We start from the raw sequence: 25,630 nt of genomic DNA, 5'->3' as shown, positions 1-25,630 counted from the left end.
ATATGACGAATCGTAACCTTACTTGGCATGATGCCGTGATTACAAAAGACGAGCGCCGTAGTAAACAGCAACATAGCAGTTGCACATTATGGTTTACAGGATTATCAGGTTCTGGTAAATCAACTTTAGCGAATGCCTTATCAGCCAAACTATTTGAGAAGGGCATAAAGGAATATGTGCTTGATGGAGATAATATCAGACATGGTCTAAATGCAGACTTAGGCTTTACTGAAAAAGATCGTACAGAAAATATCCGCCGTATTGGGGAAGTAGCTAAACTGTTTGTTGATAGTGGAACAATTGTTGTTACGGCATTCATCTCACCATTTTCTGCAGACCGTGATTGTGTACGTGAACAGTTTGCTTCCAATGAATTTTTTGAAATATTTATTGACTGCCCGTTAGCAGAATGTGAGAAAAGAGACCCGAAGAAATTATACGAGAAAGCGCGAAGAGGTGAAATAAAAAACTTCACCGGAATCGATTCACCTTATGAGCCTCCTAAACATCCGGATTTAACTATTAGGTCCGACCGGTTATCAGTTGAGGAAGCAATAACTGAAATACTATCGTTTTTACAACAACAACAAATCATTAAGGAGTTGTAGGCAATGGCTTATACAAAGCATTGGTCAAATAATGAAAAACTAAACAAAAGCGAAATAGCTAAACTCGAAAAAGATGGACTGAAAATTTATGAAGACATTCCACATTATGCAAAGAATGGCTTCTCGTCTATTCCTAAAGACCAATGGGATCTTTTCAAATGGGCAGGCTTGTATTTGCAAAAGCCTAAAGAAGCAGGTTATTTTATGATGCGCGTAAATGTACCTTCAGGAATTTTAACGAAGGAACAAGCGAATATTCTTGCTGGTATTGCCAAAGATTATGGTCGCGGGATTTTCGACATTACGACGCGACAAGCGATTCAATTTCACTGGTTAACAATTGAGGAAATCCCTGATATTTTTACAAGACTAGAAAGTGTTGGCCTTTCCAGTGCTGGTGCATGTGGGGATATAACGAGGAATATAGTCGGAAATCCGATTGCAGGCATCGACCCTGACGAATTATTTGATACGAGAGATATTGTCAAAGAAGTGTATGAGTATTTTCAATTTAATGAGGAATTTTCGAATTTACCAAGAAAATATAAGATGTCTATCAGTACAAACTTACACAACGCCGCTAATGCAGAAATTAACTGTGTCTCTTTTACACCGGCTGAAAAAAACATTGATGGTGAAGTAAAACAAGGCTTTCATTTAAAAGTAGGGGGAGGCCTATCTGCTAAGCCTTTTCTGGCAGAAACCGTTGATATATTTGTAGAAAAAGAGCAAGTGTTGCAGATTGCTATTGCCGTAACGACAATATTTAGAGATTACGGTTATCGAGATAAACGTCATCGTGCTAGATTAAAGTTTTTAATTGCTGACTGGGGTGTAGAGAAATTTAAAGAAAAACTTGAAGAATATACAGGGGAATTGCCTTCTAAAGGAGTTGAACCCGTGAAGAAATGGAATGCAGGGTATTTCTATGGCGTCCATGATCAGAAACAATCAGGGCTTAAGTTCATCGGTTTTAATGTACCTGTCGGCCGTTTAACAGCTGATGAAGTATTTGAACTTGTTCGAATCTCTGATCAATATGGTCAAGGTGAAATTAGAACATGTAATTCACAGAACTTGATTATTCCACATATCCCAGAAGAACATGTAGAATCGCTACTAGCCGAGCCCATTTTTAATAGAATTACAGTGAATCCGAATTCTTTCATCGGACATTCCGTTTCTTGCACAGGTATCCAATTTTGTAACTTAGCCTTAGTTGAGACAAAGGAAAGAATGCGCCAAATTGCAGAAGAACTCGATCGTCGCTTAACTGTTGATGTTCCGGTACGCATGCATATGATCGGTTGTCCGAATTCCTGCGGTCAACGGCAAATAGCCGATATCGGTTTACAAGGTGTGATGGTACGAAACAAGAATAAGGAAATGGAAGAAGCTTATGAAGTGTATGTTGGAGGAACGTTAGAATCTGGCGGAGAGTTTAACAAAAAGTTAAAAGGAAAAGTACCAGCCAACTTCCTCACAGATACACTTGAACATCTACTACATTTTTTTAATAAAGAAAAAATGGCAGGTGAGAACTTTTATACTTTTGTACAAAGAAATGGCACACAATCTTTGCAAGATCAACTAAATATTGTATTGGAGAATCATAAAGATGGCCTTTCTATATAGGTTTGAATTGTCATTGGTAAATAAGGAAATTCCAGCAGTCATTGTAGCTGATTCTGATGATGAAGCATTTACCCAATTAGATATTGAACTAGAAAAATATTATTTAAAATTGCCAGAAATAGACGAGGTCACGTTAAGAGAAAAGAAACGAATAACGAAAAAAATCGGTTTTATATTAGATGAATAATGGAGGCGGATAAATGAAGGGTTATGTTTACCTTGTTGGTGCAGGCTGTGGTGATCCTGAATTACTTACATTAAAAGCAATAAAAAAAATTCAGCAAGCGGATGTAATTTTATATGACCGACTAGTCAATCAGGAAATTTTATCATTTGCGAGAGAAGAGGCACAATTGATTTATTGTGGGAAGCTTCCTCATTATCATACGATGAAACAAGAAACGATCAACAATTTCCTCGTGAAATATGCAAAAAAAGGATTAGCAGTTGTTCGCCTAAAAGGTGGGGACCCCTTCGTGTTTGGTCGTGGAGGAGAAGAGGCCCTTGAATGTGTGAAACATCGTGTTCCATTTGAAGTGATTCCTGGGATTACTGCTGGCATTGGCGCTGCGAGCTATGCCGGCATTCCTGTCACCCATCGGCAAATCAGTCAAAGCTTTGCATTTATTACCGGTCATCAAGCGGGTGACTCAGTTGCTGACCAAAAATGGCATCACTTAGCACATGGGGTTGATACACTTTGTATATATATGGGTGTTTCACAATTGCCTGTCATTGTCGATCATCTTATTAAAAGCGGAAAAAATAGTGATACCCCAATTGCTATTGTGGAGTGGGGAACAACATTAAAACAACGGACGATAACTGGAAATTTAAAATCGATTGTAAACTTAGCGGAAGAAGAAGCAATCATCAATCCAAGTATGATTATTATTGGGGAGGTCGTTAAACTACGAGACGAACTGAACTGGTATATTGAAAATGGCTCAGCCCTTCAGAAGGTACATAGCGAATGAAAGCCATCCTTTATATTGCTCACGGCACAAGGTCAAAAAAAGGGATACGGGAAGTAGAAGGTTTTTTGCAGACCATCATGAAACAAGTAAATGTCCCTATACAAGAATGGTCCTATTTAGAAATATGTGCCCCAACGATTGAGCAAGGAATAGAAGCTTGTGTTCATCAAGGAGCACGGGAAATTGATGTCATTCCGTTACTTTTATTAAAAGGAGGGCATTACAAGAAGGATATTCCTGGCCTTCTACTATTATTGAAGAAGCGCTTTTCAGCTATTAAAATCAATTTGCATCCACCTTTTGGCGTCCAGAGCTATATTTTAGACGGAATAACTGATTTAATAAACGAAAAATATTCTCCCATTACCGAAACAGATCATTTACTTGTAGTAGGACGTGGAAGTAGCGATATGAACATTTATAAGGATTTCCACTTAATTACAACTGGGTTAAAGGAAAGGTTAGCTGTGAATAACGTGACCTCCTGCTTTCTTGCTGCAGCCACTCCTCGACTTGAAGAGGGCTACCATTTATCACAGAATCGTACAAATAATAGAGTAATTATTATCCCTTACTTATTATTTTCAGGGTTATTACTAGATGAATTGCAGCAATTCACCGAACAAAAAAGAGCTTTAGGAGATCAAACTTTCATCATTGAACCGTTAAGTCGCATCTCCAACATACAACTTCGATTGATGCAATATTTAAATAAAGGGGGCCCAGAAGATTGCAACCACTCGTTATTGATTTAAGTAATAAGGCAATTGTCATTGCGGGAGGTGGGAAGATTGCCGCACGCAAAGCGAAAGTTTTATTAGAACAAGGAGCCAATATTACTTTTATCGCACCTGCATTTTCAAATGAAGTCTTGAAATTAGCGCAACAAAATCATTTTCAATGCATAGAAAGAGAGGTCGAATTGGCTGATTTCGAGGATGCGTTTCTTTGTATTCTCGCCACCAATAATCGAGCGATTAATAACCATTTTGGCGAAATATTAACCCAGCAAAAGTTAGTTTGTGTAGTAGATGAATTAACGGATGGCAATACAATCTTCCCCGCTACTGTAACGAGAGGGCATCTGCAAGTAGCGGTTACTTCAAATGGCAGTAGTCCAAAGTTAACAAGAGCATTAAAACAACAATTAAGTAAACAATTTGATGAAAGTTGGACGGAGTATACAGCGTTTCTTGCCGAATATAGGCAGTTGGTTAAAAAATTGCCTATAAGTAAGATTGAAAAAAATGACTATTTACAAGAGGTACTAGCAGATGAATTCCGTGTAAATAATAAACAACAAAGAGAGAGCTTAGAAGCATTACATATAGCTGCTGTTCGGTCAACCGAAGGCAAAATCTAGAAAATAGATTTTGTCTTTTTTTATTTAACGAAAGAGGTGTTACCCATGAAAAATTTATTGCTTTTTATTTTTATTGGTTTATTCGCACAGTTAATTGATGGTGCTCTTGGAATGGCATACGGAGTGACTTCTACATCGCTTTTACTTGCTTTTGGCATTGTACCTGCCGTTGCTTCCGCATCGGTACATCTTGCTGAAGTTGTCACTACTGCCGCTTCAGGTATCTCACATATTAAATTTGGCAATGTAGATAAACAAACAGTATTTAAGTTAATCATCCCTGGTTCCATTGGTGCGTTCTTAGGTGCCACATTTTTAAGTAATATCCCAGGTGATTTAGCTAAGCCATATATTGCCCTTTTCCTTTTACTATTAGGTGTTTTTATCTTTATACGATTTTTATTTAAATATAAGGAAAGTAGCCACAAGTCATCGATCAATCTCAGTAAAAAGCAATCGATTCCTTTAGGTTTTATAGCCGGATTTGCTGATGCCACAGGTGGTGGCGGTTGGGGTCCAGTTACAACACCAGTATTGCTTTCAAAAAAAGGGGTAAGCCCAAGGAAAGTTGTTGGGACTGTTGACACAAGTGAATTTGCGATTGCCCTTTCTGCATCCATTGGTTTTCTTATTTCTTTAGGATGGCACGAGGTAAATTGGCTTTGGGTGGGAGCACTCATGGTAGGGGGTGTGATTGCAGCACCTATCGCTGCTTGGCTTGTACAGAAATTAAATCCACAATTAATGGGGGTGCTTGTTGGAGGATTCATCATTCTCATTAACATTCAAACAATTGTACAAACATGGATTAGTAATGAAGAGATTCATCCCATTGTGTATAGTGCTGTCGCAATCATATGGGTAACAGCAATTATCTTTACAATCATTCGAATCTACCATAAAAAAATGCTACATTTAAACTCTTAAAACACCAGTAAGGCTGGGATGAAATGATCCCAGCCTAGTTTCTTTACTCTTTCTCTTCAATTACCATCGTCAAGCCACCAAACTTTCCAGCTAACCAATTATAAATAACGGTCATGAGTGCAAGTATGCCAAAATAAATGGCCGCATACAATACAGATAATAAAAGCATAAATAAAATGCCAGTAAAGGCGATGACACCATCTTCGGTAAACAATAATAAGGAAGAAAATAATCCGAAAATAATCATCCCAATAATGGGGATAAATAATAAGTACAATGTGCTTTTTACAACACTACCAACAGAAAATCTTTTTATCTCTATCGTCTTCATGTAAATTCTCCTTTCTTATGACATATCCACTTTATGTAAGCGGCAAACCTTTTAGACTATAATACTATAAAAATGGACTAAATACTTTAGAGGATATATTTTATTCAGTTTGACCCCTTTTTTACAATAAGTGTAAATTGTAAACTGATATTAAAGATATTACTACAACACATGTTGAAAAAAGCAAGTATAATTCCTTTGTTTATGGAAAACTACGATGCATAATTATACTTTAAAAAGGATATTATTACAAAATTATCGGGACTATCATCTAATAAAATTTATTATTATACAAAATTTACACCTAATCCGGTAATTTATCCTTATTTGCTTCACTGTAATAATTTTTTGTATACATGACAATCTGAAGGAGGATTAGTTTACATAATAATTTTATAGTAACTAATATTGATCAAGATACAATAATTTTCAAAGTAGATGAATGATACTGTTATTATTAATAGTGGAGTTGCTCCGATCGAAGTGTTTAAATCATTAGATATAAAAAATATTTATAGTGATTATAGATGAGAGTAATTTTACATACTCTGAAGTAGATTGGGCTAATTATTATCATATTACTGATTTTTTTGAGTACGAGTTCATTATATTTTAGAGGACATTGGTCTCATCCAAATCAAGGGGGCCTGGTAGCAATACGCGGAAAACATACGCTAAGCAAATTTGATATTAAAAAAGTCGATTTTGGTTATTTAACTTAACGATTTTAAAGAGCCCTACTACATTTTATACATAGTAAGGCTCTTTAAAATCGTTACTAACTGTTTGAAAAAATAATAGTATTTAATCATACATTAAATTACTCTACTTTTCTAATATACTAAGAAAAGATTGTAGTACTGGAGAGATCCATCTGGATTTATGATAAATCACATTACTTTTAATAAGTTGTGATGCTTCAATTGGCTTAAAGATTAGTTCGTTATTGTTACAATTTTCTTTCACAACAATATAAGGAAGAATAGCAAGGCCCAACCCACACAAAACTGATTGTTTAATAACTTCAATACTTGAACTTTCAAATGTTCTGTCAGGCATCTGTCCACTCATACGTATGTAATTATCCACCATGGATCTGTACCCACAATTTCTCTCTGTATAGATAAACTGATAATCCTTTAATATCTTTAATGGATTTTTACATGAAGCTAAGTCAGCCGGTAAAACCCAACCTAAGGTCTCATCAAACAAAGGAGTCGTAATGAGCTCATCGTACTCCATTGATTGTCCAATCAAAAAAATGATATCTGTTTCTCCATCTCTCAGCTTCTTAATTGCTTGTTCATTTGTTCCCGTCTCAAGAACAATATTCACTTTAGGATTTATCTGTTTATATTTTTGTAGTATATTTGGTAATCGATAAACAGCTAAAGATTCATTCGCAGTAATCGTAAGCGTACCTTCAGGATGGTTGCTATCTTTTGGGATTTCTTGTGCTTTTTCGTAAATCGCAAGTAACTCTAACGCATAAGGATGAAAATGATGCCCCGATTTTGTTAAAAGTACTTTTTTCCCTAACCGATCGAAAAGTGGAGATTGTAAGTCGTTCTCCAAAGCTTTAATATGCGTTGTTACAGTGGATTGTGCATAATCTAATTCACGCGCTGCTTTTGAGAATCCACCATATTTAACAACAGCACAGAAAGTCTTAACATGTCTCATCTCCATAGCTAAACCTCTTTTTAGTATCATAATTTATGAATGATTATATCATATATTTCAATTTATCAAATAATAACTCTTCCATTATAGTAAAAGTAGGAATAAAAAAATGGACCTATTCCACTTCTTAAAATTAATTAACGGAGGAGAATAATATGAGGAAAAAGAGCTATCATATCGCTGTTGTAGGTGCTACTGGTGCAGTTGGCCAGAAAATTATTAACTTACTGGAGCAAATAACTGAATTTAATATAAACGAAATCACTCTTCTTTCATCGAAGCGATCTGCTGGTAAGAAAATTTCTTTTAAAGGTCAAGAAATCATCATTAAGGAAGCGGATGAAGCAAGCTTTAAGGATGTTGATATTGCATTTTTTAGTGCTGGCGGAGAAGTTTCCAGACAATTAGTAAGATTCGCGGTCGAAAGTGGCGCAGTGGTGATTGATAATACTAGCGAATATCGTATGTCAAGTGAAGTCCCACTTGTTGTTCCAGAAGTGAATGCACATACTCTTATTAGACACAAGGGGATTATTGCAGTACCCAATTGTTCTGCTTTACAAATGGTGACAGCACTTCAGCCAATTAGAAGATTATTTGGTTTAGAAAGAATTATTGTCTCTACATATCAAGCTGTATCAGGAACTGGAATACATGCCATCAATGAGTTAAAAGATCAATCAATGAGTTTACTCGCGGGTGAGGAGGCTACCGCTTCTATAATGCCTGCAAAAAAAGATAAGAAACATTATCCAATTGCTTATAATGTAATCCCGCAAGTAGATGTATTTACTGAAAATGATTACACCTTTGAAGAGGTAAAGATAATTCAAGAAACGAAGAAGATATTCGAAGATTCTAACCTAAAAATGGCTGCGACTTGTGTCAGAGTGCCAGTTGTAACAGGGCACTCTGAATCTGTTTATATTGAATTAGAACGAGTAGCAACTGTTGATGAAATGAGAGAAGTATTATCTTCGGCACCGGGCGTTGTTTTGCAGGATTCTCCAAGTAATCAACTATATCCAATGCCTATTTACGCGGTAGGAAAAACAGAAACGTTTGTTGGAAGAGTTCGAAAAGACCCTGACAATCCATATGGTTTCCACCTCTGGATTGTATCAGATAATTTATTAAAAGGGGCTGCTTGGAATTCAGTCCAGATTGTATTGACAATGGTCGAAAAAGATATCATTTGATCTCAACCTACTTGAAATGGAACAATAACAATAATAGCAACACCAGAATCTGTTTAATTGTAAATTGTATAAAAAGATTAAGGAATATAATAAAGACTTCAAAAATCAACAGACAGGAAGCGTAAACAAAAATCCTCAACCAATTTTCTATTGGAAGAGGATTTTTTATTAACACTTTACTAATTCACGAATGATTCTCTTAGCATCCTTTTCAGAAAGTTTATACTTCGTTTTTCAAAAGCGGTATTTAATAAAGTATGGATTTCTTGCTTTTACTACATATACGATTTGGCAGGTACATTTTTTATGCTTTTCTATCTCCCGGGACTGGGTCAGGAAATAATAAGATCCTCCCTATAGCATTTTGTACTTAGGTCTCTTTCCTACGGTTATTCCTTATCTTGTATTAGTTTATGTAACATCTCGGGTAGGAGCTTCAGAGGCGACAAGCTCCCTTTACTTAACACCAGCTCTTACATTTGTGATCGCTTGGGTTTGGCTTGGAGAGGTACCGACTACCGTTTCTGTTATAGGAGGAATCTTAACGCTATTTGGGGGTTTGTTCATTCATATAAAGAGAGATAAATAACCGAAAAGAGAAAATGAAATATACAAATAGAAGATTATTTTATTATTGAGTTCAGTCCGGAAAGTCATCTTTTTCTGTAGAAAATATTTTGTAATCTAGTTTTCTATATTTTATTGCAAATAATTCACATTAACTCTGTTAATAAATCTATGTTTCCTTAATACCATTGCATCAAGTTATGGTACAATTATTTTTGGGAATAATTAGAAATGGTGGTTCTCTATGAAAATAGTTAGCTTGTCTATCAACTGGTCTTCAGAAGTTGGACTTGCAATAGAGCTTTAAAAAGTCATGGTTGTGAAGAAATCTTAACTGACAAATGAGTGGATTAAAAGAGGAAAGAAAAGGATTTGAGGAATCTCTCCGGAACGAAACCTTATTCAAGAACATTCAGCAAGCTGAAGGATAGCAGCGAAGGTTAGAAGTAGATGAGGCTGAAAATCAGTAAAATTAGAAAGGAAGAAATAGTAATGCAGAAAACAAATTTGGCAAACGGCCTCCCTATAAAGGATGTTGCTTAAATGGGGGGATTTCTTCGTAGAACTATCTATTGTTATTTAGATAAGGAAGCAGGCTAAAAAAGGAAATGAAAAGTGAAACATAAAGACATCCCTGTATCGACATTAATGCCAAGCAATTTTGTAAGATAGTAAAAGAATGTGGTTAAGAGGAAGAGCATAGCTTACATCAGAACCAATGTTAGCGTTTGTTAGCATTTCTGATGATATAAGTGAACAAGTTTGCGTTTTGCTACTGGGCCCCATCAATGAGTATAAATTACTCAAGCAATCATTATGGTTTCTTAAAATGAACTAAAGGGTATTCAATTAAGAAATTCACGATGGTGGAAGAGGATAAGAAACGATAACGTTAATCCTCAATTAACTTCGTTCAATCGTTTAATTGTAGGTAATAAACGAATCATTGTGTGAAAAACACATTGTTGAGCAAAACTAGTGAAGGGAGGAATGAAAGATGAAAATAATTATTATTGGTGGCGATGCTGCCGGGATGAGTGCAGCGATGCAAATCATTCGCAACAGCAAGGAAAATCACGAAATTACTGTATTAGAAAAAGGAACGATTTATTCTTATGGACAATGTGGTCTTCCCTATTATATTAGTGGGGTAATTCCTCAAAAAGAAGACTTAATTGCCCGTTCTGTAACAACTTTCCGCGAGAAATATGGAATTGATGCCAAAGTACAACATGAAGTCTCTAATATTAATACAGATACGAAAATTGTTGAGGGATATAACTATATTGATCAACAACCATTTCAACTTACATACGATAAATTATTGATTGCCACTGGAGTTAGTCCTGTTATGCCTGATTGGGAGGGGACTGATCTTCCAGGAATATTCACTTTAAAAACCATACCTGACGCAAATGAAATAATCCAGGAAATGAATAATCGAACGATTAAACATGTGACGATTATTGGTGGTGGATACATTGGTTTGGAAATGGCTGAAAGCTTTGTGAGGTTAGGGAAAAGGGTAACCATTATCGAGCGGAATAAACAACTTGCTACCATTTTTGATGAAGATATGGCACAGCTAATCCATCAAAAGGCTAAAGAGCATCAAGTAACTTTAAAATTAGGTGAAGAAGTTCAATCCTTTTCAGGAAAGGCTTTTGTCGAAAGCATTACGACTGATAAAGGGTCATACAAGACAAATCTTGTCTTAGTGGCAATTGGTGTCAAGCCAAACGTAGCATTTCTCGAAAAAACAGATATTTCACTCAGTCAGCACGGGGCAATACGGGTGAACAATTATATGCAAACCAGTATAAAAGATGTATATGCAGCAGGAGATTGTGCTACGCAATATCATCGAATTAAAGCGTTAGATGATCATATTCCTTTGGGCACACACGCAAATAAACAGGGACAAATTGCAGGTCTGAGCCTATTAGGAATTCCTAAGCCGTTTAAAGGAATCGTAGGATCATCTGTCATTAAATTTTTTAACTTAACATTAGGAAGAACAGGTATTTCTGAAAAGGAAGCTAAAGAACTAAATATTCCTTACGAGATTGTCGTAACAGACGCTCACGATATTGCTGGGTATTACCCAGATGCAAAAAGAATGAAGGTTAAACTTTTATACCATAAGAAATATCGCACATTACTTGGGGGACAAATAATTGGAGAGTACGGGGTAGATAAGCGAATAGACGTTCTTGCCACTGCGTTATACAATCAAATGTCTATCGATGACTTAATGGATTTAGATTTATCGTATGCGCCACCTTTCAACGGGGTATGGGACCCAGTGCAACAAGCCGCACGCAGAAGCAAATAAGAAGAACGCCGTCTACATAAGTAGCGGCGTTTCTTTTTAGAATAATATTACTTGCTTAATACGGCATCCTTGATTTTTAAATCAAAACGATCGGCATTCATTACTTTAACCCAAGCGGAGATAAAGTCTTTAACAAATTTCTCTTTATTATCTTCTTGTGCATATACTTCAGCGATCGAACGTAATACAGAGTTAGAACCAAATACTAAGTCCACTCTTGAAGCGGTACGAACAACTTCACCTGTTTGGCGATTACGGCCTTCAAAAATACCGCCTTGAACTGGTTTCCATTCTACACTCATATCAAGTAAGTTCGTAAAGAAATCATTGGATAGTGTGCCTACATTTTCAGTAAATACGCCATGGCTTGTGCCACCATGATTTGTACCTAATACACGCATACCGCCAATTAACACAGTCATTTCAGGAGCAGTTAAGTTTAGTAGTTGTGCTTTATCTACCAATAACTCCTCAGAAGCTACACTGTACTCTTGCTTTTGATAATTACGGAAACCATCAGCAATTGGCTCTAATACTTCGAAGTTTTCTACATCCGTCTGATCTTCTGTGGCATCTCCACGACCTGCTGAGAATGGAACAGTGACGTCAAAACCAGCATTTTTTGCTGCTTGTTCAATCGCCGCACTACCACCAAGTACAATTAAATCAGCTAAGCTGACTTTTTTATTTAATCCAGCTTGTAAACCTTCTAATGTATGAAGTACTTTAGAAAGTTGTTCAGGTTGATTCACTTCCCAGTCCTTCTGTGGAGCAAAACGGATTCGCGCACCATTTGCACCTCCACGATTGTCAGAACCACGGAATGTACTAGCTGATGCCCATGCAGTTGTAACAAGCTCACTTATTGATAAACCTGAATCTAAAATTTTGGCTTTTAACTCAGACACTTCAGCATCTGTTAGTTCATAGTCTACTTTAGGGATGGGGTCTTGCCATACTAATTCTTCTTCTGGTACTTCTGGACCTAAATAACGATCACGTGGACCCATATCACGGTGCAGAAGTTTAAACCAAGCACGTGCAAAAGCATCGGCGAATTCTTCTGGATTCTCATAGAACCTACGAGAGATCTTCTCATAAGCAGGGTCCATACGTAGCGCCATATCAGCAGTTGTCATCATTGTTTTTACACGGACAGAGCTATCTGCGGCATCAGGCGCCATATGTGCTTCATCTTGACCTACTGCTTGCCATTGATACGCACCGGCAGGGCTTTTTGTTAATTCCCACTCATATCCAAATAATTGTTCGAAGAAACCGTTATCCCACTGAGTAGGGTTTGCAGTCCATGCACCTTCAATTCCACTTGTAATTGTGTCACGACCTTTACCACTACCATGTGAGCTGATCCAACCAAGTCCTTGCGCTTCAATTGGCGCTGCTTCTGGTTCTGGGCCAACTTGCGCAGCATCTCCAGCACCATGTGCTTTACCGAAAGTATGTCCACCTGCAACAAGGGCAACTGTTTCTTCATCATTCATACCCATACGTGCAAATGTTTCCCGAATATCTTTACCACTTGCTACAGGATCTGGTTTCCCATTTGGACCTTCAGGGTTCACATAAATCAGACCCATTTGTACAGCCGCTAAAGGATTTTCCAATTCACGATCTCCTGAGTAGCGGTTATCACCAAGCATTTCTTTTTCATTACCCCAGTATACATCTTCTTCAGGGTGCCAAATATCTGCTCGGCCACCACCGAAACCAAATGTTTTACCACCCATCGATTCGATGGCAACGTTTCCTGCTAATAGAATGAGATCTGCCCAAGAAATTTTGTTACCGTACTTTTGTTTAATAGGCCATAAAAGACGACGAGATTTATCAATGTTGGCATTGTCTGCCCAACTATTAAGAGGGGCAAACCGTTGTGAACCTGTACCGCCACCCCCGCGGCCATCACCTGTACGGTAAGTACCTGCAGAATGCCAAGCCATACGAATAAACTGTGGTCCGTAATGACCGAAGTCTGCTGGCCACCAATCTTGGCTATCCGTCATTAATTTATGAAGATCTTGCTTTAAAGCATAGTAATCTAGTTTAGTAAATTCTTCAGTATAATCGAAATCTTCACCCATTGGATTAGACTTTTTATCATGTTGGTGAAGAATATTTAAGTTTAATTGATTGGGCCACCAATCTTTGTTAGTCGTTGCTTCAGATTGCTGCTTCGTTACACTTCCATGATGAAAAGGGCAGCCACCTCCGCCTGAATGGTTTGCTTCAGAAATAATATTATTTTCGCTCATACTGATTCTCCTTTATTGTGAAGTGAGGTAATTATCATCATCTACTAATCAATCTCAGATAATAATAATTATTATATAATGATTATAATAAAATATAATAAAAAAAGTAAAGGGAAAAGATGAAATTTACGAGAAAATTATATTCTAAGAGGATAAACAATGGAATATTAGGGTCCTTTTATTCTTGTAAAATAGTAAAAAGAGAAGGAGGATATGAGAAAACGCAAATGAAATTGATAAAATTAATATGTAAATGAAAATAAATCAGTAAAAGGTATTATCAGTTAATAGAGGTCATAAAATAAAGATAGAAAAATCTGACTATTTATCTTTTATTGTAAATGAAAGTAACTAAAATGGAAAGTATTAGCCTTTGATTAATATAATCTTTCTTAATAATCCTTTTAAATAGGTGGGGAAGGCAATGATTCATCAAAAGGAAAACAGCTTCTTAATCATCATCATTACTCTATTACTATTATGTATTACATTGATTCTAGGGGCTTGTTTACATATCATGTTTGAATGGGACTTGACCATTATAGCTGGTTTGATCGGATTTGTTGGAGCGATTATTGGCGGAATGATTACCTTCTACGGTGTTAGAGTAACCATTTGGCATCGTGATAAGGAAATCTTTCTCTCAACCGCTACCTCAAAACTACTTTTAATAACGACGAAGATTGAACCTAAATATAAAGAGATTGCTAATGAAGCATTACTATACTCTAATGTTTTTAATTTAGACATTGATTACCATCTGAAAGCAAAAAGATTACACGAACTAATGAAACGGTTCATCTATACATCATATGAAGATATGGAAACACTCTATGACATTATGGAATATGAAGACATTAAAGGCTTTCATCAATCACTTAAAGAGATGAGAGAAGAAGTAGTGAATGAATCGAATGTGCAACTAAATGATTTAATTCAGCTTATTCAGCAAAGCTACCAATATATCTTTGCAACTTCTGCAAAATTAGAAAAGAAATATTTCCAATACAAGAAGCAAGTTCTTTAAACCGTCAAAATTCTTCAATGAAATTTTGTAAAAAAGAGGGTTTAATCGCTGATAAATGGAAGTTTTATGTATGCGCTCGCAGTAACATCGCAGCTAATTAGAAGGAGGGAGAAGCAGTATGAAAAACTTTGGACATACGCTCATTTTTGGAGGAACAGGTATGTTAAAGGAAACAACAAAATGGTTAATTGATCGCACGACTCAAACAAGAATCTATGGAAGAAAGAGCAAATCCCTAGAGCATTCAAATACAACTTATCGCCTTTTAGATTACACAGATACTGACAAACTTATTGAAGAGATTACCCTTGCTCACAAAGATGGCGGTCCCATTCACACTGTTTTAGCATGGATTCACAATACAGCCCCCAACGCTATTCCTATAATGAACAAACAAATAGAGCAATTACAAAATGAACCTTGGACACTCTATCTTGTAAAAGGCAGCAGTTCAGACATCGAAAGTATCAAATCCTCCCAACAAAACTACCAAGACCAATGTAAGCTTAAAATCATCCAACTAGGCTTCAAATATAACGGAACATCTTCCAGGTGGCTCACACACGAAGAAATATCAGCTGGTACAATTGACAGTATGCAATCAGAGAGGGATTTCACCATCATTGGCACACTTAAGCCTTGGGAGGCGCGACCTTAATTCACCTTTATATGAATGGAATTATTTAAACTAAGGTTTATTTTTCATAAGATCATTTAAAGTAACATTGATCTAAATGCGTCAATATACCAATGGGAAATCTAGATTATTTGTTATAATAACTTTAATCTCAGTAAAAGTGGTGATCCTGTTGTTATCTGAATTATACAAAAGTGAAATAACGACAATTGCTATAAGGTTCTTTCGCCACTATTCTTGTAAGATACATATCTATTTTGAGAATTGTGATAGGGAGAATTCAACCTTTAGTGTCCTTATTGAAGAAAAACTCCGGAAAACGAGGAACCATATTGGACAATTATTTAAAGAATCATGTAGCATTTGTACTGACTTATGTACATTAACTGAATACCCAGATGAAGAAATAAGTATGACCCCAATTAGGATAGCGGATCAAATAGTGGCATATCTTGTTATTCAAAATGGTATGAAAAATGAACAGCGATATGAAACATTAGAACTCATTGACTCTCAATTGGACTTATGTAAATCGACGATCGAAATAAAATTACAAAGTCTAGAACTAGAACGTCTTTATCATGAAACGTTAGATGAACTGCAAATCTTTTTACAAACTACAAGCGATGTATTTGTCCTAATTAACAAAGAAGACATCATTGAAACGACCAGTCAAACATTCTCATCTATTAATGAGGATAGATTAAATGTAGTAGGCTTAAATATTTCGACTTTAATGTACAGTAAAGATTGGGAAAGACTCAAAAAGGATAAAGTCATTGAAGAGGTTGAATTATTGGTGAACAAAGGAAAAGCTACGGTTTCTTTAAGAACAATCAAATCAAATGATGTAACAATCTCCTATTTAATACAAATATTAATGGATAAAGGAACTGTGAAAAAACCGATTGCTAAACAAACGCTCTATACTTTTCAACAAATTAAAGGGACTAGTCATAGTATTCAAAAAACGATTGAAAAAGCACAGAGAGTAGCTAATAGTGACTCATCTATTCTATTAAGAGGTGAAAGTGGTACGGGAAAGGAAATTTTTGCCCAATCTATTCACCATGGAAGCAATCGAAGTAAAAGGCCATTTATTGCACTAAATTGTGCGGCCATACCGGAATCATTATTAGAAAGTGAATTATTTGGCCATGTAAAAGGTGCATTTACTGGTTCACATACCACAAGGGTTGGGCGCTTTGAGCTCGCAAATGGCGGTACGCTTTTTTTAGATGAGATTGGTGATTTATCTCCTTCTCTTCAAGCGAAGTTATTAAGGGTTGTTCAAGAAAGAAGAATAGAAAAAGTAGGTGATAATCAATCAACCCCAGTTGATGTAAGAATCATTACTGCTACTCATCAAAACTTGGAGCAATTGGTTCAAGTAGGTAAGTTCAGAAAAGATTTATATTACCGTTTAAATGTTATACCGATTGTCATCCCACCTTTAAGAGATAGAAGGGAGGATATCCCGATATTGATTGAATATTTTATGAAAAACTTATCAAAACAAGCTGGAAAAAAACCGAAAAGAATTTCTAAAGAAGTATTGGAGATTTTATTGAAAAACAATTGGAGCGGCAATATTAGAGAGTTACAAAATGTCGTTCACCACTTTGTTCAATTAGAAATCGGTGAATTGGTGACTCAAAAAAGTTTGCCAACGTATCTTAAAGATGAAATACAATCTCAAATACAATTACAACCAAATCAAAAGCGTTTATATAGAAAACAATCCAATGAAAACAAAGAGGAAATCCTCCGACTATTAGATGAATTCGGAAGGGATACCTTGGGTAAAAAAAGAGTAGCAAAATCTTTGAATATAAGTTTACCAACCTTATACCGCAAACTGAATAAATTAAGAATTAAGTAATTTGAGAAACAAAGAGAAAAGTTGAGAAAAAATGAGAAATCAATGTATTTAACCTGTTTTTCTCAATTATCATTCTCAAGTAAATATATAAAAATCCTCTCACTTGAGAGGATTTTCACGTTTAATCTAGATACATAAAGTTACGAGATTCGTGGTTTTTTAAGTTATTATTTTATTTTTGAATTTTGGTACAGAACTTGCAATTAGTAAAGGAAGGAGATAAAGAAATGCCTTGGAAAATAACTAAAGAAGACATTCGATTCATTTCCCTTGGGGCAAGAATATTATCTTGTGGAGGTGGTGGTAATACAAGATCAATTGAAGCTTTAATTTTGTCTGTGATGAAAGACGATGATGTGATAGAGGTGATACCCATTCATGAAGTGAAGGATGATTGGTGGGTAACTGCTATTGGAATTATGGGTTCAACAGTCCTCTTTAATGAAGATTTACCGACAGGCGAAGAAGTGGAAACAGCACTTAGTTTATATGAAAAGGAATTTAACAAAAATGTAGATGCCCTCATTTCTATTGAAATAGGCGGTGTGAATGCTTTGGCTCCCCTTTTACTTGCTCTAAAGCGGCACCTTCCTGTGATTGATGGAGATGGAATGGGAAGAGCCTTTCCAGAGCTTTATATGACTACTTTGCATTTAAATGGTATTCCACTTGCCCCTCTTTCACTAGTCACGCAAGAAAATATGAAGTTCATTCCTTCTTCATACACTTCCGATCAGGCAGTAGATGAAGCGAAATCATTTGCTAAGAATAATGGAGGGCATAGTCACTTAGTTGGCTATGGTGCTAGTGGAGATGAGATCAAAACTTCCATGTTGTCAGGGACACTTTATTTAGCTTATCGTTTAGGGAAAATTATTGCGTCTTATGGCGACGGAATGACCCGATTAAGACAAATAATGAACGCATTTGAAAATTCTATCTACGGAGAATTATCTTTTGTGATTAAAGGGTATGTAACAGAAGTCTCTCGTTGGTTTGAAAATGAAGGGATTGTTGGAAAACTATTCATTGAAAGCTATACAAAACAACATAACCAGAAAATTGAAATCCAATTTATGAATGAATTTTTTTTCATTCATAATGGCGAAAACATTTATCGTGTGCCAGATTTAATTGTGTTTCTCCATATAGATTCACTTGAACCAATCAGTGTTGTAGACATTCAAAAGGCTCAATCAGTCATAGTTTTAGTTATACCTGCTCCTAACATATTGCATACTACAGATATGTTAACACTCATACACATGAAAGAATCCTATCAACTATTAAAGAAAGAGGAAGACCAATGAGGTTAGGAATTGATGTAGGTGGAACAAATACTGATGCAGTTATCATTGATGAATCAGACAATATAAAGGGCTGGTCAAAGCAATTGACGACAAGTAACTTGGGAGAAACCATCTATAAAACCGCAAAAGTACTATTAAATGAGGCTAATGTAAAGTCAGAATCGATAAAAGGGGTCTTCTTAGGCACTACACATGTACTAAATGAATTGTACTATCCAAAAAATTTAGCCAAGACAGCTTTGATTCGCTTAACTAAGAAACCATCGAAAATCAAACCAGGTTTATTTTGGCCAAGTCATTTAAGTAAATACATTATAAAAGAGTTTCATTTAGAAACAAGATATGATTTTACAAGGCAAATACCTCATTATGAAATCGATTATGAAAGTGTATTGAAGATAATGAAGGAAATAGAAAAAGCAAAAGTAGATGCTGTATGTATAGTAGGCGCCTTTTCTTCCTTTTATGAGGATGAAGAAAATAACTTAAAAAAAGTGATCGCCTCTCATATGCCTTCTCTTTCTGTCACTGTATCTAATGAAATAGGAAGTATAGGCTTTTTAGATCGTGAGAATGCCTCTTTGCTTAACTCAATGTTGTCATTTGTGATGAAGGATGCTTTAAGCTCCATTAATGATATCTTAAAAAACTTAGGTCTGCATTGCCCTTATTGGATAACCCAAAATGATGGATCATTGATGAAAGTAGAAGAAGCGATTAAGTTACCTATTTTCACAATCGGTTCTGGCATAACTAATAGTTTACGCGGCGCTTCCAAACTTACTGGTTTAAAGAACTTCATAGCGATTGATGTTGGAGGCAGCACAATTGATATTGGTATGGTAAGTCATGGTCATCCACAAACAGAAGAAGGGCCTGTAAAAGTATTGGATATACCAGTAAATGTTAGGCTTCCAAAAGTACATTCACTTTCAACAGGTGGAGGCAATTTGGTCAATACTCATAAAGGGAATTTATTAATTGAAGATACAATTGCAAGTGATATAACAAAAGATGGGCTTGCATGGGGAGGAGAGCAATGGACAATATCCGACTCGTTTTTAAAAATCTTTCCTCATTCATTCAAGGATAAACACATTAAATATGAAAATTTAGAAGGTATTTCAACAGAAGATTGTTTAAAAGTAGTAAATACGGTATCAAGCAGGATAAGAGAAAAAATCAGACAATTACAACCTAAAGATCAATACATCCCACTCGTTCTAGTTGGGGGTGGAAGTCCTTTACTTCTAAATAATATTTTCACTAAATTTGATAAAGCTATCCAGCCTGTAGGTTATCAAATATGTAATGCGGTAGGGGCTTGTTATGCTCCTCTAAGCTCAAGTCTAGACAAAGTTTTTTGGCTAAATGATCGCACAAAAGAAGAAATTGTAGAAAGAGAGAAAGAGAGAGTAATTAAAGAGTTAATTCATAAAGGAGCAAAACCTGAAACGATCAAAATTAATAGAGTGGAGGAATTTCCATTCGATTATTTAAAAGGTGAAATGTTTCGTTTGAAAATAATGGCATTTGGTGATTTATAATCTTATTTTAAAAAAGAGAGGGCGAAATATGAAAATTAAAGTGATTGCACCTATTATCTCAGACACATTTATGGATGAAATGAAAAAAGAATTTACTGGATTTTCCTATCCTCAAACAACCATTGATGTAACAAACCTAGATTACGGGCCTGCTTCTATAGAAAGTGAGTACGATGAAGCCTTATGTGTACCTGATTTTATCGAAAAAGTAAAACAAGCGGAAGCAGACGGGTACGACGGTGTGATTAGTAATTGTTTTGGAGATCCAGGAGTGAAGCCAGCTAGAGAGGTCGTTGATATTCCAGTGATAGGCCCTTGCGAGGCTTCTATGCTGTTTACAAGCACACTGGCAAAACGTTTCTCTGTTGTAACTGTTCTCCCCAATGTCGTTTCAATGATTAGTAACATTAGTAAAGTAACAGGTGTTTATCATAATCTTGCCTCTATTCGTTATGTAAACATCCCCGTTTTAGAAGTACATGAGAAAGAGAAGTTAAAGAGTGCCCTTTTAGACGAAATGTTAAAAGCGATTAAAGAAGACCAAGCAGAAGCACTAATTTTGGGCTGTACTGGATTTATGGGGGTAGCTAGCGAACTCCAAATGAAGCTAACTGAAAAAGGCTATGACATTCCAGTTGTAGATCCTGGCTTTGCTGCAACTAAATTATTAGAAGCAACAATAAGCATGGGAGTGAAGCAAAGTCGCATTACTTATATGAAGCCGCCAAGTAAACAAAGGGTGATGAATACGAATTGAATGGAGGGATAGGACGTTGGCAAATCATTCTACTATTGGGGACGATTATTCATTAACAAGGGTGCCTCAGGAGGCTAGACGATCACTGTGGAGTATTACGATCATTCGTGTCGGGGCATTAGCAACCATTTCACAATTTATTTTAGGAGCATCTTTAGGATACGGTATGACTTTCTGGCAGGCATTTTGGGCTACGTTTCTAGGTAGTGTGATTCTTCAAGTGGTTGGTTTCCTTTTAGGGTATGCAGGCGCGAAAGAAGGGTTATCTACAAGCCTTTTAGCTAGGTGGACAGGGTTTGGGCGCCATGGTTCGAGCATAATTGGTGCAGTTATAGCTATTTCTTGTATTGGTTGGTTTGGTGTACAAAATTCCGTGTTTGCTGAAGGAATTGTACAATCTACGAATGGAGCGATTTCTTTACCCTTAGCAGCAACATTAACAGGAATTGGCGTAACAATTTTGGTTATTTTCGGTTTTAAACTTTTAAGTATTACTGCTTCTATCACTGTACCTTTATTTCTAATAGCTGTCAGTATAGGAATTTATCAAACACTAAAAGGACAGAGTTTTTCTGATTTACTAGCAACACAGCCAGCAGGTGAGCCTTTATCAATTGGCGTTGCTGCGACGATGGTTGCGGGTGGATTTATCATAGGTGCCGTGATTACCCCGGATTTTAGTAGGTTTGCTAAGAGTGGAAAAGATGTTTTCTGGATGACTACCATCGGATTATTAGTTGGAGAGTTAGGGATTAATATGATTGCTGTCTTAATGGCTTTAGCAGCAAGAACAAATGATGTAGCTAATATTATGATGACAACAGTTGGCTGGTTAGGGGTTTTGGTTGTGGTCCTTTCCACAGTTAAAATCAATAATTTAAACTTGTACTCATCATCCCTCGGTTTTACTAATATTTTTGACTCATTATTTCGAATTCAATTAAATCGTGGAATGGTTACGTTACTTATTGGTATTATTGGGACGCTATTATCTGTATTAGGGATACTAGAACGTTTCACTGATTTTCTCGTTTTACTTGGGATACTTGTTCCACCTGTTGCGGGAATTATGGTTATTGACTATTTCATTTTAAAGACACATAGGAAAATACTAGACGAAAGTCGCCAGAAGGGCCAATTGCCTGCAAATACCGAGAAACTTGGCTGGCCTACGATTTTAGCCTGGGGATGCGGAGGATTAGCTGGTTATTTTATTACAATAGGTATACCGTCTATTAACTCGTTAGTGATTAGTGCGGTCATTTATTATGTTGCAAAAAAAATGGAGCGATTATATAAAACTGATATTCATGCAGATGTAGCATAAATATTTAGAAACTTCAAAGGAGTGCGCGAAATGAGAAAAATAGGAAAACAAGAAATTGAGGATATGGCAATTGGTGCAGCTTTACTTGGAACGGGCGGAGGTGGAGATCCGTACATCGGGAAGCTAATGGCGCTTCAAGCAATTGAAGAATATGGAGAAGTAATATTATTAGACCCAGAGGAAGTACCAGACGATGCATTGGTTGTCCCATCATCAATGATGGGTGCACCCACTGTTATGTTAGAAAAAGCACCAAGTGGTGAGGAGGCTATTCGTGCTTTTAATCAATTAGAGGAATATTTAGGTGAAAAGATATACGGGACTTTTCCTATTGAAGCGGGTGGTGTAAATAGCATGTTACCTTTTGCATTAGCTGCAAGATTAGGAATTCCAGTAATAGATGCTGATGGGATGGGACGAGCATTTCCAGAACTCCAAATGGTAACCTTTTATTTAGACGGGATATCAGCAACTCCTGCAATAATAGCTGATGAAAAGGGAAATACGGCGCTATTGTCTACAATTGATAATGTATGGACAGAGCGGATTGCTAGATCTGCAACTATACAAATGGGTGGTTCAGTCATGTGTGCGATGTATTCAATGAAAGCTAAAGACCTTAAGAAAAGTGGGATTACAAATATTCTTAAGCTTGAAGAGGAAATTGGTAAAAGTATTAGATTAGCTAAAATAAATAATGTGAATCCTATAGAAAAAATTTTAGAAACAGTCAATGGCTTTGAGTTATTTAAAGGGAAAGTCATTGATATAGATAGGAAAACTGAATCAGGTTTTGCAAAGGGTGTCGCTACTTTTGAGGGGCTTGAACAAAATAAAGGTGAAAATTTAAAACTCCGCTTTCAAAATGAACATCTTATTGCTCAAACGAATGAAAAGGTTTTATGTATGACGCCGGATTTAATAGCTGTACTCGATTCAGAAACAGGTTTACCTATAACAACAGAAGGCATACGCTATGGATCTAGATGTGTTGTAATTGGCATCCCTTGTCATCCAAAATGGAGAACAGAAAAAGGCATAGCAACAGTAGGACCAAACTACTTTGGCTATGATATGGCATATACACCTGTAGAGGAACTTGTAAAAAAAGGAGTGACACAATGATGGCAACATATAGAATTGGAATTGATGTAGGTGGTACTCATACTGACGCGGTCTTGTTAAATGACAAGAATGAAGTCATATCAGAAACAAAAGCTTCAACTACTGAAGATGTAGCTACAGGCATATATCACGCAATGCACAAAATTGTTTCTCATGCGAATGTGCCAAAAGAAAATATAAAATATGCAATGCTAGGAACAACTCATTGCACGAATGCGATTGTTGAAAGAAAGAGACTAAATCAAGTGGCGGTAGTACGAATTGGTGCGCCAGCGACACTGGCAGTCAAACCTTTAATAGGTGTCCCAAATGACCTTAGAGAATTACTAGGTGAACATGTCTTCTTAGTGCGAGGGGGTCATGAATTTGATGGAAGAGAAATAGTTGAACTTGATGAAAATCACTTATATGAAATCGCAAATGAATTAAAGGAAAAAGTGGATTCCATAGCAATTACTTCTGTTTTCTCTCCAGTATCAAAGGCACATGAAGAAAGAGCAGCCGAGATTTTTCAAGAAGTATTGGGAGACTCTATCGCATTATCGTTATCTTCTGAGATTGGTTCTGTAGGGCTTTTAGAAAGGGAGAATGCGACCATATTAAACGCTTCAGTTATTAATGTCGCAAAGATGGCTGCAGAAGGGTTTATCGATGCATTAAAAAATGAAGGGATTCAAGCGAAAGTATTCTTTGGACAAAATGACGGAACATTGATGTCTGTAAAATACGCTATGAAATATCCTATTTTCACAGTTGCATGCGGACCTACTAATTCTTTGAGAGGAGCTTCATATTTAAGTGAATTATCGGATGCCATAGTCGTAGATGTTGGAGGAACAACATCTGATGTAGGTGTGCTAGTGCAATCATTTCCACGAGAATCTTCTCTTGCAGTTGAGATTGGTGGAGCAAGAACGAACTTCCGTATGCCGGATTTAGTTTCTATAGGCTTAGGGGGCGGAACAATTATAAAGATAGAAGACGAACACTCTTTTACAATCGGTCCTGAAAGTGTGGGATATCGATTACCAGAGAAAGGATTGGTCTTCGGTGGAGATACATTAACTACTACTGATGTTGTTGTGGCACTTGGGAAAAGTAATTTAGGAGACGTTAAAAAAGTGTCACATCTTGATAAAAATTTATTAGAAAAAATATACGTAAGAATGGTTGAGATGGTCGAAGAAGCAATAGACAGAATGAAAACAAGTGCTGATCCAGTTCCCGTTATTCTTGTTGGAGGAGGTAGTATTTTACTACCAGAAACCCTTAAAGGTGCCTCACATGTTATCCGCCCGAACCATTCAGGAGTAGCAAATGCCATCGGCTCAGCCATTGCTCAAGTGAGCGGGCAAGTGGAAAAGATATTTGTTTTAGATGAGATCGGCAGAGCTGCTGCGTTACAAAGCGCAAAAGAACAAGCAATAAAAGAAGCTGTGCAAGCTGGAGCCGAACCCAGTAGTGTAGAGATTGTAGATATTGAGGATGTCCCATTGGCCTACTTGCCAGGAAATGCAACGAGAGTAAGAGTAAAAGCGGCAGGTGACTTAAAATATCAAAGCGAGGTTGCTATCAATTAATATGCTTTTAACAGAGTGAAAGCCAAAAACCAGTCATCTGATGACTGGTTTTTGGCTTTAGAAAAAAATAGAGATGATTAAGGTACCTCAGTATCTAAAACAAATTATTAGTTGATAATCCAGAGCATTCAAAAGAATAAGGATTATGAAAGTTTAAAGAACTGGCATAAAAAAAATAAACATAGAGTTGCTATTTTTCGGTTAGATGGAGGTGAAGTCGTAGGCGAGAAATCGCAATGAAATGAAAGTATCTACTATTCTTATCATTTTTATCTAGTTTACATAATATATATTATAGGAAGTTAAATAATTATAATCATTTTTGTCTCAATATCCAAGTATACTTAAAACATTGAGACAAAATAAAATTTTATGATTCTGATCTTATTCTGCGATAAATTGCAAATCAATATGTCATCTTTAATAAATATAACAAAATGATTGATTCGCATATGATTCAAGTTTTAGTGTATTTATAAATCTATTATCCAATAAAAAAATCCAGTTAACTCAATAATTTTATTTACGTTCTTGCTCTAG

The 25,630-nt window shown here is 36.2% G+C and carries 21 protein-coding genes and 1 pseudogene; 19 read left to right on the top strand and 3 right to left on the bottom strand.

Annotated features, from left to right (window positions below; all coding sequences use genetic code 11):
• Positions 1–2 precede the first annotated feature (2 nt).
• Genes cysC through U9M49_RS04125 form a run of 7 tightly spaced genes read left to right on the top strand, consistent with a single transcriptional unit; the run spans position 3 to position 5,510 of the window.
• On the top strand, positions 3–608 hold the full coding sequence (gene cysC / locus U9M49_RS04155; RefSeq protein WP_322909326.1) for an adenylyl-sulfate kinase: 606 nt from the start codon (positions 3–5) through the stop codon (positions 606–608).
• A 3-nt stretch (positions 609–611) separates the two neighbouring features.
• Positions 612–2,243 carry a nitrite/sulfite reductase gene (locus tag U9M49_RS04150; RefSeq protein ID WP_095373295.1) on the top strand — a complete coding sequence of 544 codons (1,632 nt, stop codon included), beginning with the start codon at positions 612–614 and terminating at the stop codon, positions 2,241–2,243.
• Positions 2,227–2,430: a DUF3906 family protein gene (locus U9M49_RS04145; protein ID WP_095373296.1), complete on the top strand. Its 204-nt coding sequence runs from the start codon at positions 2,227–2,229 to the stop codon at positions 2,428–2,430. The genes U9M49_RS04150 and U9M49_RS04145 overlap by 17 nt, the downstream gene beginning before the upstream one ends.
• A 13-nt stretch (positions 2,431–2,443) precedes the next feature.
• Positions 2,444–3,220: a uroporphyrinogen-III C-methyltransferase gene (cobA, locus tag U9M49_RS04140; RefSeq protein ID WP_095373297.1), complete on the top strand. Its 777-nt coding sequence runs from the start codon at positions 2,444–2,446 to the stop codon at positions 3,218–3,220.
• Positions 3,217–3,975 carry a sirohydrochlorin chelatase gene (locus tag U9M49_RS04135; RefSeq protein ID WP_095373298.1) on the top strand — a complete coding sequence of 253 codons (759 nt, stop codon included), beginning with the start codon at positions 3,217–3,219 and terminating at the stop codon, positions 3,973–3,975. The genes cobA and U9M49_RS04135 overlap by 4 nt, the downstream gene beginning before the upstream one ends.
• Positions 3,951–4,583: an NAD(P)-dependent oxidoreductase gene (locus tag U9M49_RS04130; protein WP_322909325.1), complete on the top strand. Its 633-nt coding sequence runs from the start codon at positions 3,951–3,953 to the stop codon at positions 4,581–4,583. The genes U9M49_RS04135 and U9M49_RS04130 overlap by 25 nt, the downstream gene beginning before the upstream one ends.
• Before the next feature lie 45 nt (positions 4,584–4,628).
• Positions 4,629–5,510, top strand: a complete 882-nt coding sequence (locus tag U9M49_RS04125) for a sulfite exporter TauE/SafE family protein (RefSeq protein ID WP_322909324.1) — start codon at positions 4,629–4,631, stop codon at positions 5,508–5,510.
• A gap of 43 nt (positions 5,511–5,553) precedes the next feature.
• Here U9M49_RS04125 and U9M49_RS04120 read toward each other — a convergent pair whose 3' ends face one another.
• On the bottom strand, positions 5,554–5,841 hold the full coding sequence (locus tag U9M49_RS04120) for a SoxR reducing system RseC family protein (RefSeq protein WP_095373301.1): 288 nt from the start codon (positions 5,839–5,841) through the stop codon (positions 5,554–5,556).
• A gap of 825 nt (positions 5,842–6,666) precedes the next feature.
• Positions 6,667–7,554, bottom strand: a complete 888-nt coding sequence (locus U9M49_RS04115; protein WP_322909323.1) for a LysR family transcriptional regulator — start codon at positions 7,552–7,554, stop codon at positions 6,667–6,669.
• A 125-nt stretch (positions 7,555–7,679) separates the two neighbouring features.
• Here U9M49_RS04115 and U9M49_RS04110 point away from each other — a divergent pair, with 125 nt between their 5' ends.
• From U9M49_RS04110 to U9M49_RS04100, 3 genes and pseudogenes are all read left to right on the top strand, one after another.
• Entirely contained in the window at positions 7,680–8,723 is a 1,044-nt protein-coding gene (locus U9M49_RS04110; protein ID WP_322909322.1) for an aspartate-semialdehyde dehydrogenase, read from the top strand.
• 190 nt (positions 8,724–8,913) lie between these two features.
• Positions 8,914–9,312, top strand: a pseudogene (locus tag U9M49_RS04105) (DMT family transporter); the annotation flags it as partial.
• Between the two features lie 975 nt (positions 9,313–10,287).
• A complete protein-coding gene (locus tag U9M49_RS04100) occupies positions 10,288–11,625 on the top strand; it encodes an FAD-dependent oxidoreductase (RefSeq protein WP_322909321.1) in 1,338 nt (445 codons plus the stop codon).
• Positions 11,626–11,672: 47 nt separating this feature from the next.
• On the opposite strand, the gene katG is transcribed toward U9M49_RS04100, so the two are convergent.
• A complete protein-coding gene (gene katG / locus U9M49_RS04095) occupies positions 11,673–13,898 on the bottom strand; it encodes a catalase/peroxidase HPI (protein ID WP_095373305.1) in 2,226 nt (741 codons plus the stop codon).
• A gap of 424 nt (positions 13,899–14,322) precedes the next feature.
• On the opposite strand from katG, the gene U9M49_RS04090 reads away from it, so the two are divergent.
• The 9 genes from U9M49_RS04090 (at position 14,323) to U9M49_RS04050 (ending at position 25,090) form a co-directional block, all read left to right on the top strand.
• A complete protein-coding gene (locus U9M49_RS04090; protein ID WP_095373306.1) occupies positions 14,323–14,925 on the top strand; it encodes a hypothetical protein in 603 nt (200 codons plus the stop codon).
• A 118-nt stretch (positions 14,926–15,043) separates the two neighbouring features.
• Positions 15,044–15,583, top strand: coding sequence for a short-chain dehydrogenase (locus tag U9M49_RS04085; RefSeq protein ID WP_322909320.1), 540 nt, complete (start codon positions 15,044–15,046; stop codon positions 15,581–15,583).
• 151 nt (positions 15,584–15,734) lie between these two features.
• Entirely contained in the window at positions 15,735–17,444 is a 1,710-nt protein-coding gene (locus U9M49_RS04080; protein ID WP_322909319.1) for a sigma-54 interaction domain-containing protein, read from the top strand.
• Positions 17,445–17,671: 227 nt separating this feature from the next.
• On the top strand, positions 17,672–18,754 hold the full coding sequence (locus U9M49_RS04075; protein ID WP_322909318.1) for a DUF917 domain-containing protein: 1,083 nt from the start codon (positions 17,672–17,674) through the stop codon (positions 18,752–18,754).
• Positions 18,751–20,301, top strand: a complete 1,551-nt coding sequence (locus tag U9M49_RS04070; protein WP_322909317.1) for a hydantoinase/oxoprolinase N-terminal domain-containing protein — start codon at positions 18,751–18,753, stop codon at positions 20,299–20,301. The genes U9M49_RS04075 and U9M49_RS04070 overlap by 4 nt, the downstream gene beginning before the upstream one ends.
• Positions 20,302–20,329: 28 nt before the next feature.
• Entirely contained in the window at positions 20,330–21,058 is a 729-nt protein-coding gene (locus U9M49_RS04065) for an aspartate/glutamate racemase family protein (RefSeq protein ID WP_095373692.1), read from the top strand.
• Positions 21,059–21,074: 16 nt separating this feature from the next.
• The gene (locus U9M49_RS04060) at positions 21,075–22,385 is read left to right on the top strand and encodes a cytosine permease (RefSeq protein WP_322909316.1); all 1,311 of its coding nucleotides are present in this window, start codon (positions 21,075–21,077) and stop codon (positions 22,383–22,385) included.
• Between the two features lie 30 nt (positions 22,386–22,415).
• Positions 22,416–23,510, top strand: coding sequence for a DUF917 domain-containing protein (locus U9M49_RS04055; protein WP_307314022.1), 1,095 nt, complete (start codon positions 22,416–22,418; stop codon positions 23,508–23,510).
• Entirely contained in the window at positions 23,510–25,090 is a 1,581-nt protein-coding gene (locus U9M49_RS04050; RefSeq protein WP_095373693.1) for a hydantoinase/oxoprolinase N-terminal domain-containing protein, read from the top strand. Before U9M49_RS04055 ends, U9M49_RS04050 begins: the two co-directional genes overlap by 1 nt.
• The last annotated feature ends 540 nt before the right edge of the window (positions 25,091–25,630 follow it).

It is taken from the genome of Cytobacillus sp. OWB-43, assembly GCF_034651445.1.
Lineage (GTDB): Bacteria > Bacillota > Bacilli > Bacillales > Cytobacillaceae > Cytobacillus > Cytobacillus kochii.
Note: the sequence above shows the minus strand (reverse complement) of the source record. Positions and strands in the feature narration are given on the sequence as shown.

What these genes read in the sequence shown, in the direction of transcription:
- cysC (WP_322909326.1), top strand. Translation starts at nt 3, where the DNA reads ATGACGAATCGTAACCTTACTTGGCATGATGCCGTGATTACAAAAGAC.
- U9M49_RS04150 (WP_095373295.1), top strand. Translation starts at nt 612, where the DNA reads ATGGCTTATACAAAGCATTGGTCAAATAATGAAAAACTAAACAAAAGC.
- U9M49_RS04145 (WP_095373296.1), top strand. Translation starts at nt 2,227, where the DNA reads ATGGCCTTTCTATATAGGTTTGAATTGTCATTGGTAAATAAGGAAATT.
- cobA (WP_095373297.1), top strand. Translation starts at nt 2,444, where the DNA reads ATGAAGGGTTATGTTTACCTTGTTGGTGCAGGCTGTGGTGATCCTGAA.
- U9M49_RS04135 (WP_095373298.1), top strand. Translation starts at nt 3,217, where the DNA reads ATGAAAGCCATCCTTTATATTGCTCACGGCACAAGGTCAAAAAAAGGG.
- U9M49_RS04125 (WP_322909324.1), top strand. Translation starts at nt 4,629, where the DNA reads ATGAAAAATTTATTGCTTTTTATTTTTATTGGTTTATTCGCACAGTTA.
- U9M49_RS04120 (WP_095373301.1), bottom strand. Translation starts at nt 5,841, where the DNA reads ATGAAGACGATAGAGATAAAAAGATTTTCTGTTGGTAGTGTTGTAAAA.
- U9M49_RS04115 (WP_322909323.1), bottom strand. Translation starts at nt 7,554, where the DNA reads ATGATACTAAAAAGAGGTTTAGCTATGGAGATGAGACATGTTAAGACT.
- U9M49_RS04110 (WP_322909322.1), top strand. Translation starts at nt 7,680, where the DNA reads ATGAGGAAAAAGAGCTATCATATCGCTGTTGTAGGTGCTACTGGTGCA.
- U9M49_RS04100 (WP_322909321.1), top strand. Translation starts at nt 10,288, where the DNA reads ATGAAAATAATTATTATTGGTGGCGATGCTGCCGGGATGAGTGCAGCG.
- katG (WP_095373305.1), bottom strand. Translation starts at nt 13,898, where the DNA reads ATGAGCGAAAATAATATTATTTCTGAAGCAAACCATTCAGGCGGAGGT.
- U9M49_RS04090 (WP_095373306.1), top strand. Translation starts at nt 14,323, where the DNA reads ATGATTCATCAAAAGGAAAACAGCTTCTTAATCATCATCATTACTCTA.
- U9M49_RS04085 (WP_322909320.1), top strand. Translation starts at nt 15,044, where the DNA reads ATGAAAAACTTTGGACATACGCTCATTTTTGGAGGAACAGGTATGTTA.
- U9M49_RS04075 (WP_322909318.1), top strand. Translation starts at nt 17,672, where the DNA reads ATGCCTTGGAAAATAACTAAAGAAGACATTCGATTCATTTCCCTTGGG.
- U9M49_RS04070 (WP_322909317.1), top strand. Translation starts at nt 18,751, where the DNA reads ATGAGGTTAGGAATTGATGTAGGTGGAACAAATACTGATGCAGTTATC.
- U9M49_RS04065 (WP_095373692.1), top strand. Translation starts at nt 20,330, where the DNA reads ATGAAAATTAAAGTGATTGCACCTATTATCTCAGACACATTTATGGAT.
- U9M49_RS04055 (WP_307314022.1), top strand. Translation starts at nt 22,416, where the DNA reads ATGAGAAAAATAGGAAAACAAGAAATTGAGGATATGGCAATTGGTGCA.
- U9M49_RS04050 (WP_095373693.1), top strand. Translation starts at nt 23,510, where the DNA reads ATGGCAACATATAGAATTGGAATTGATGTAGGTGGTACTCATACTGAC.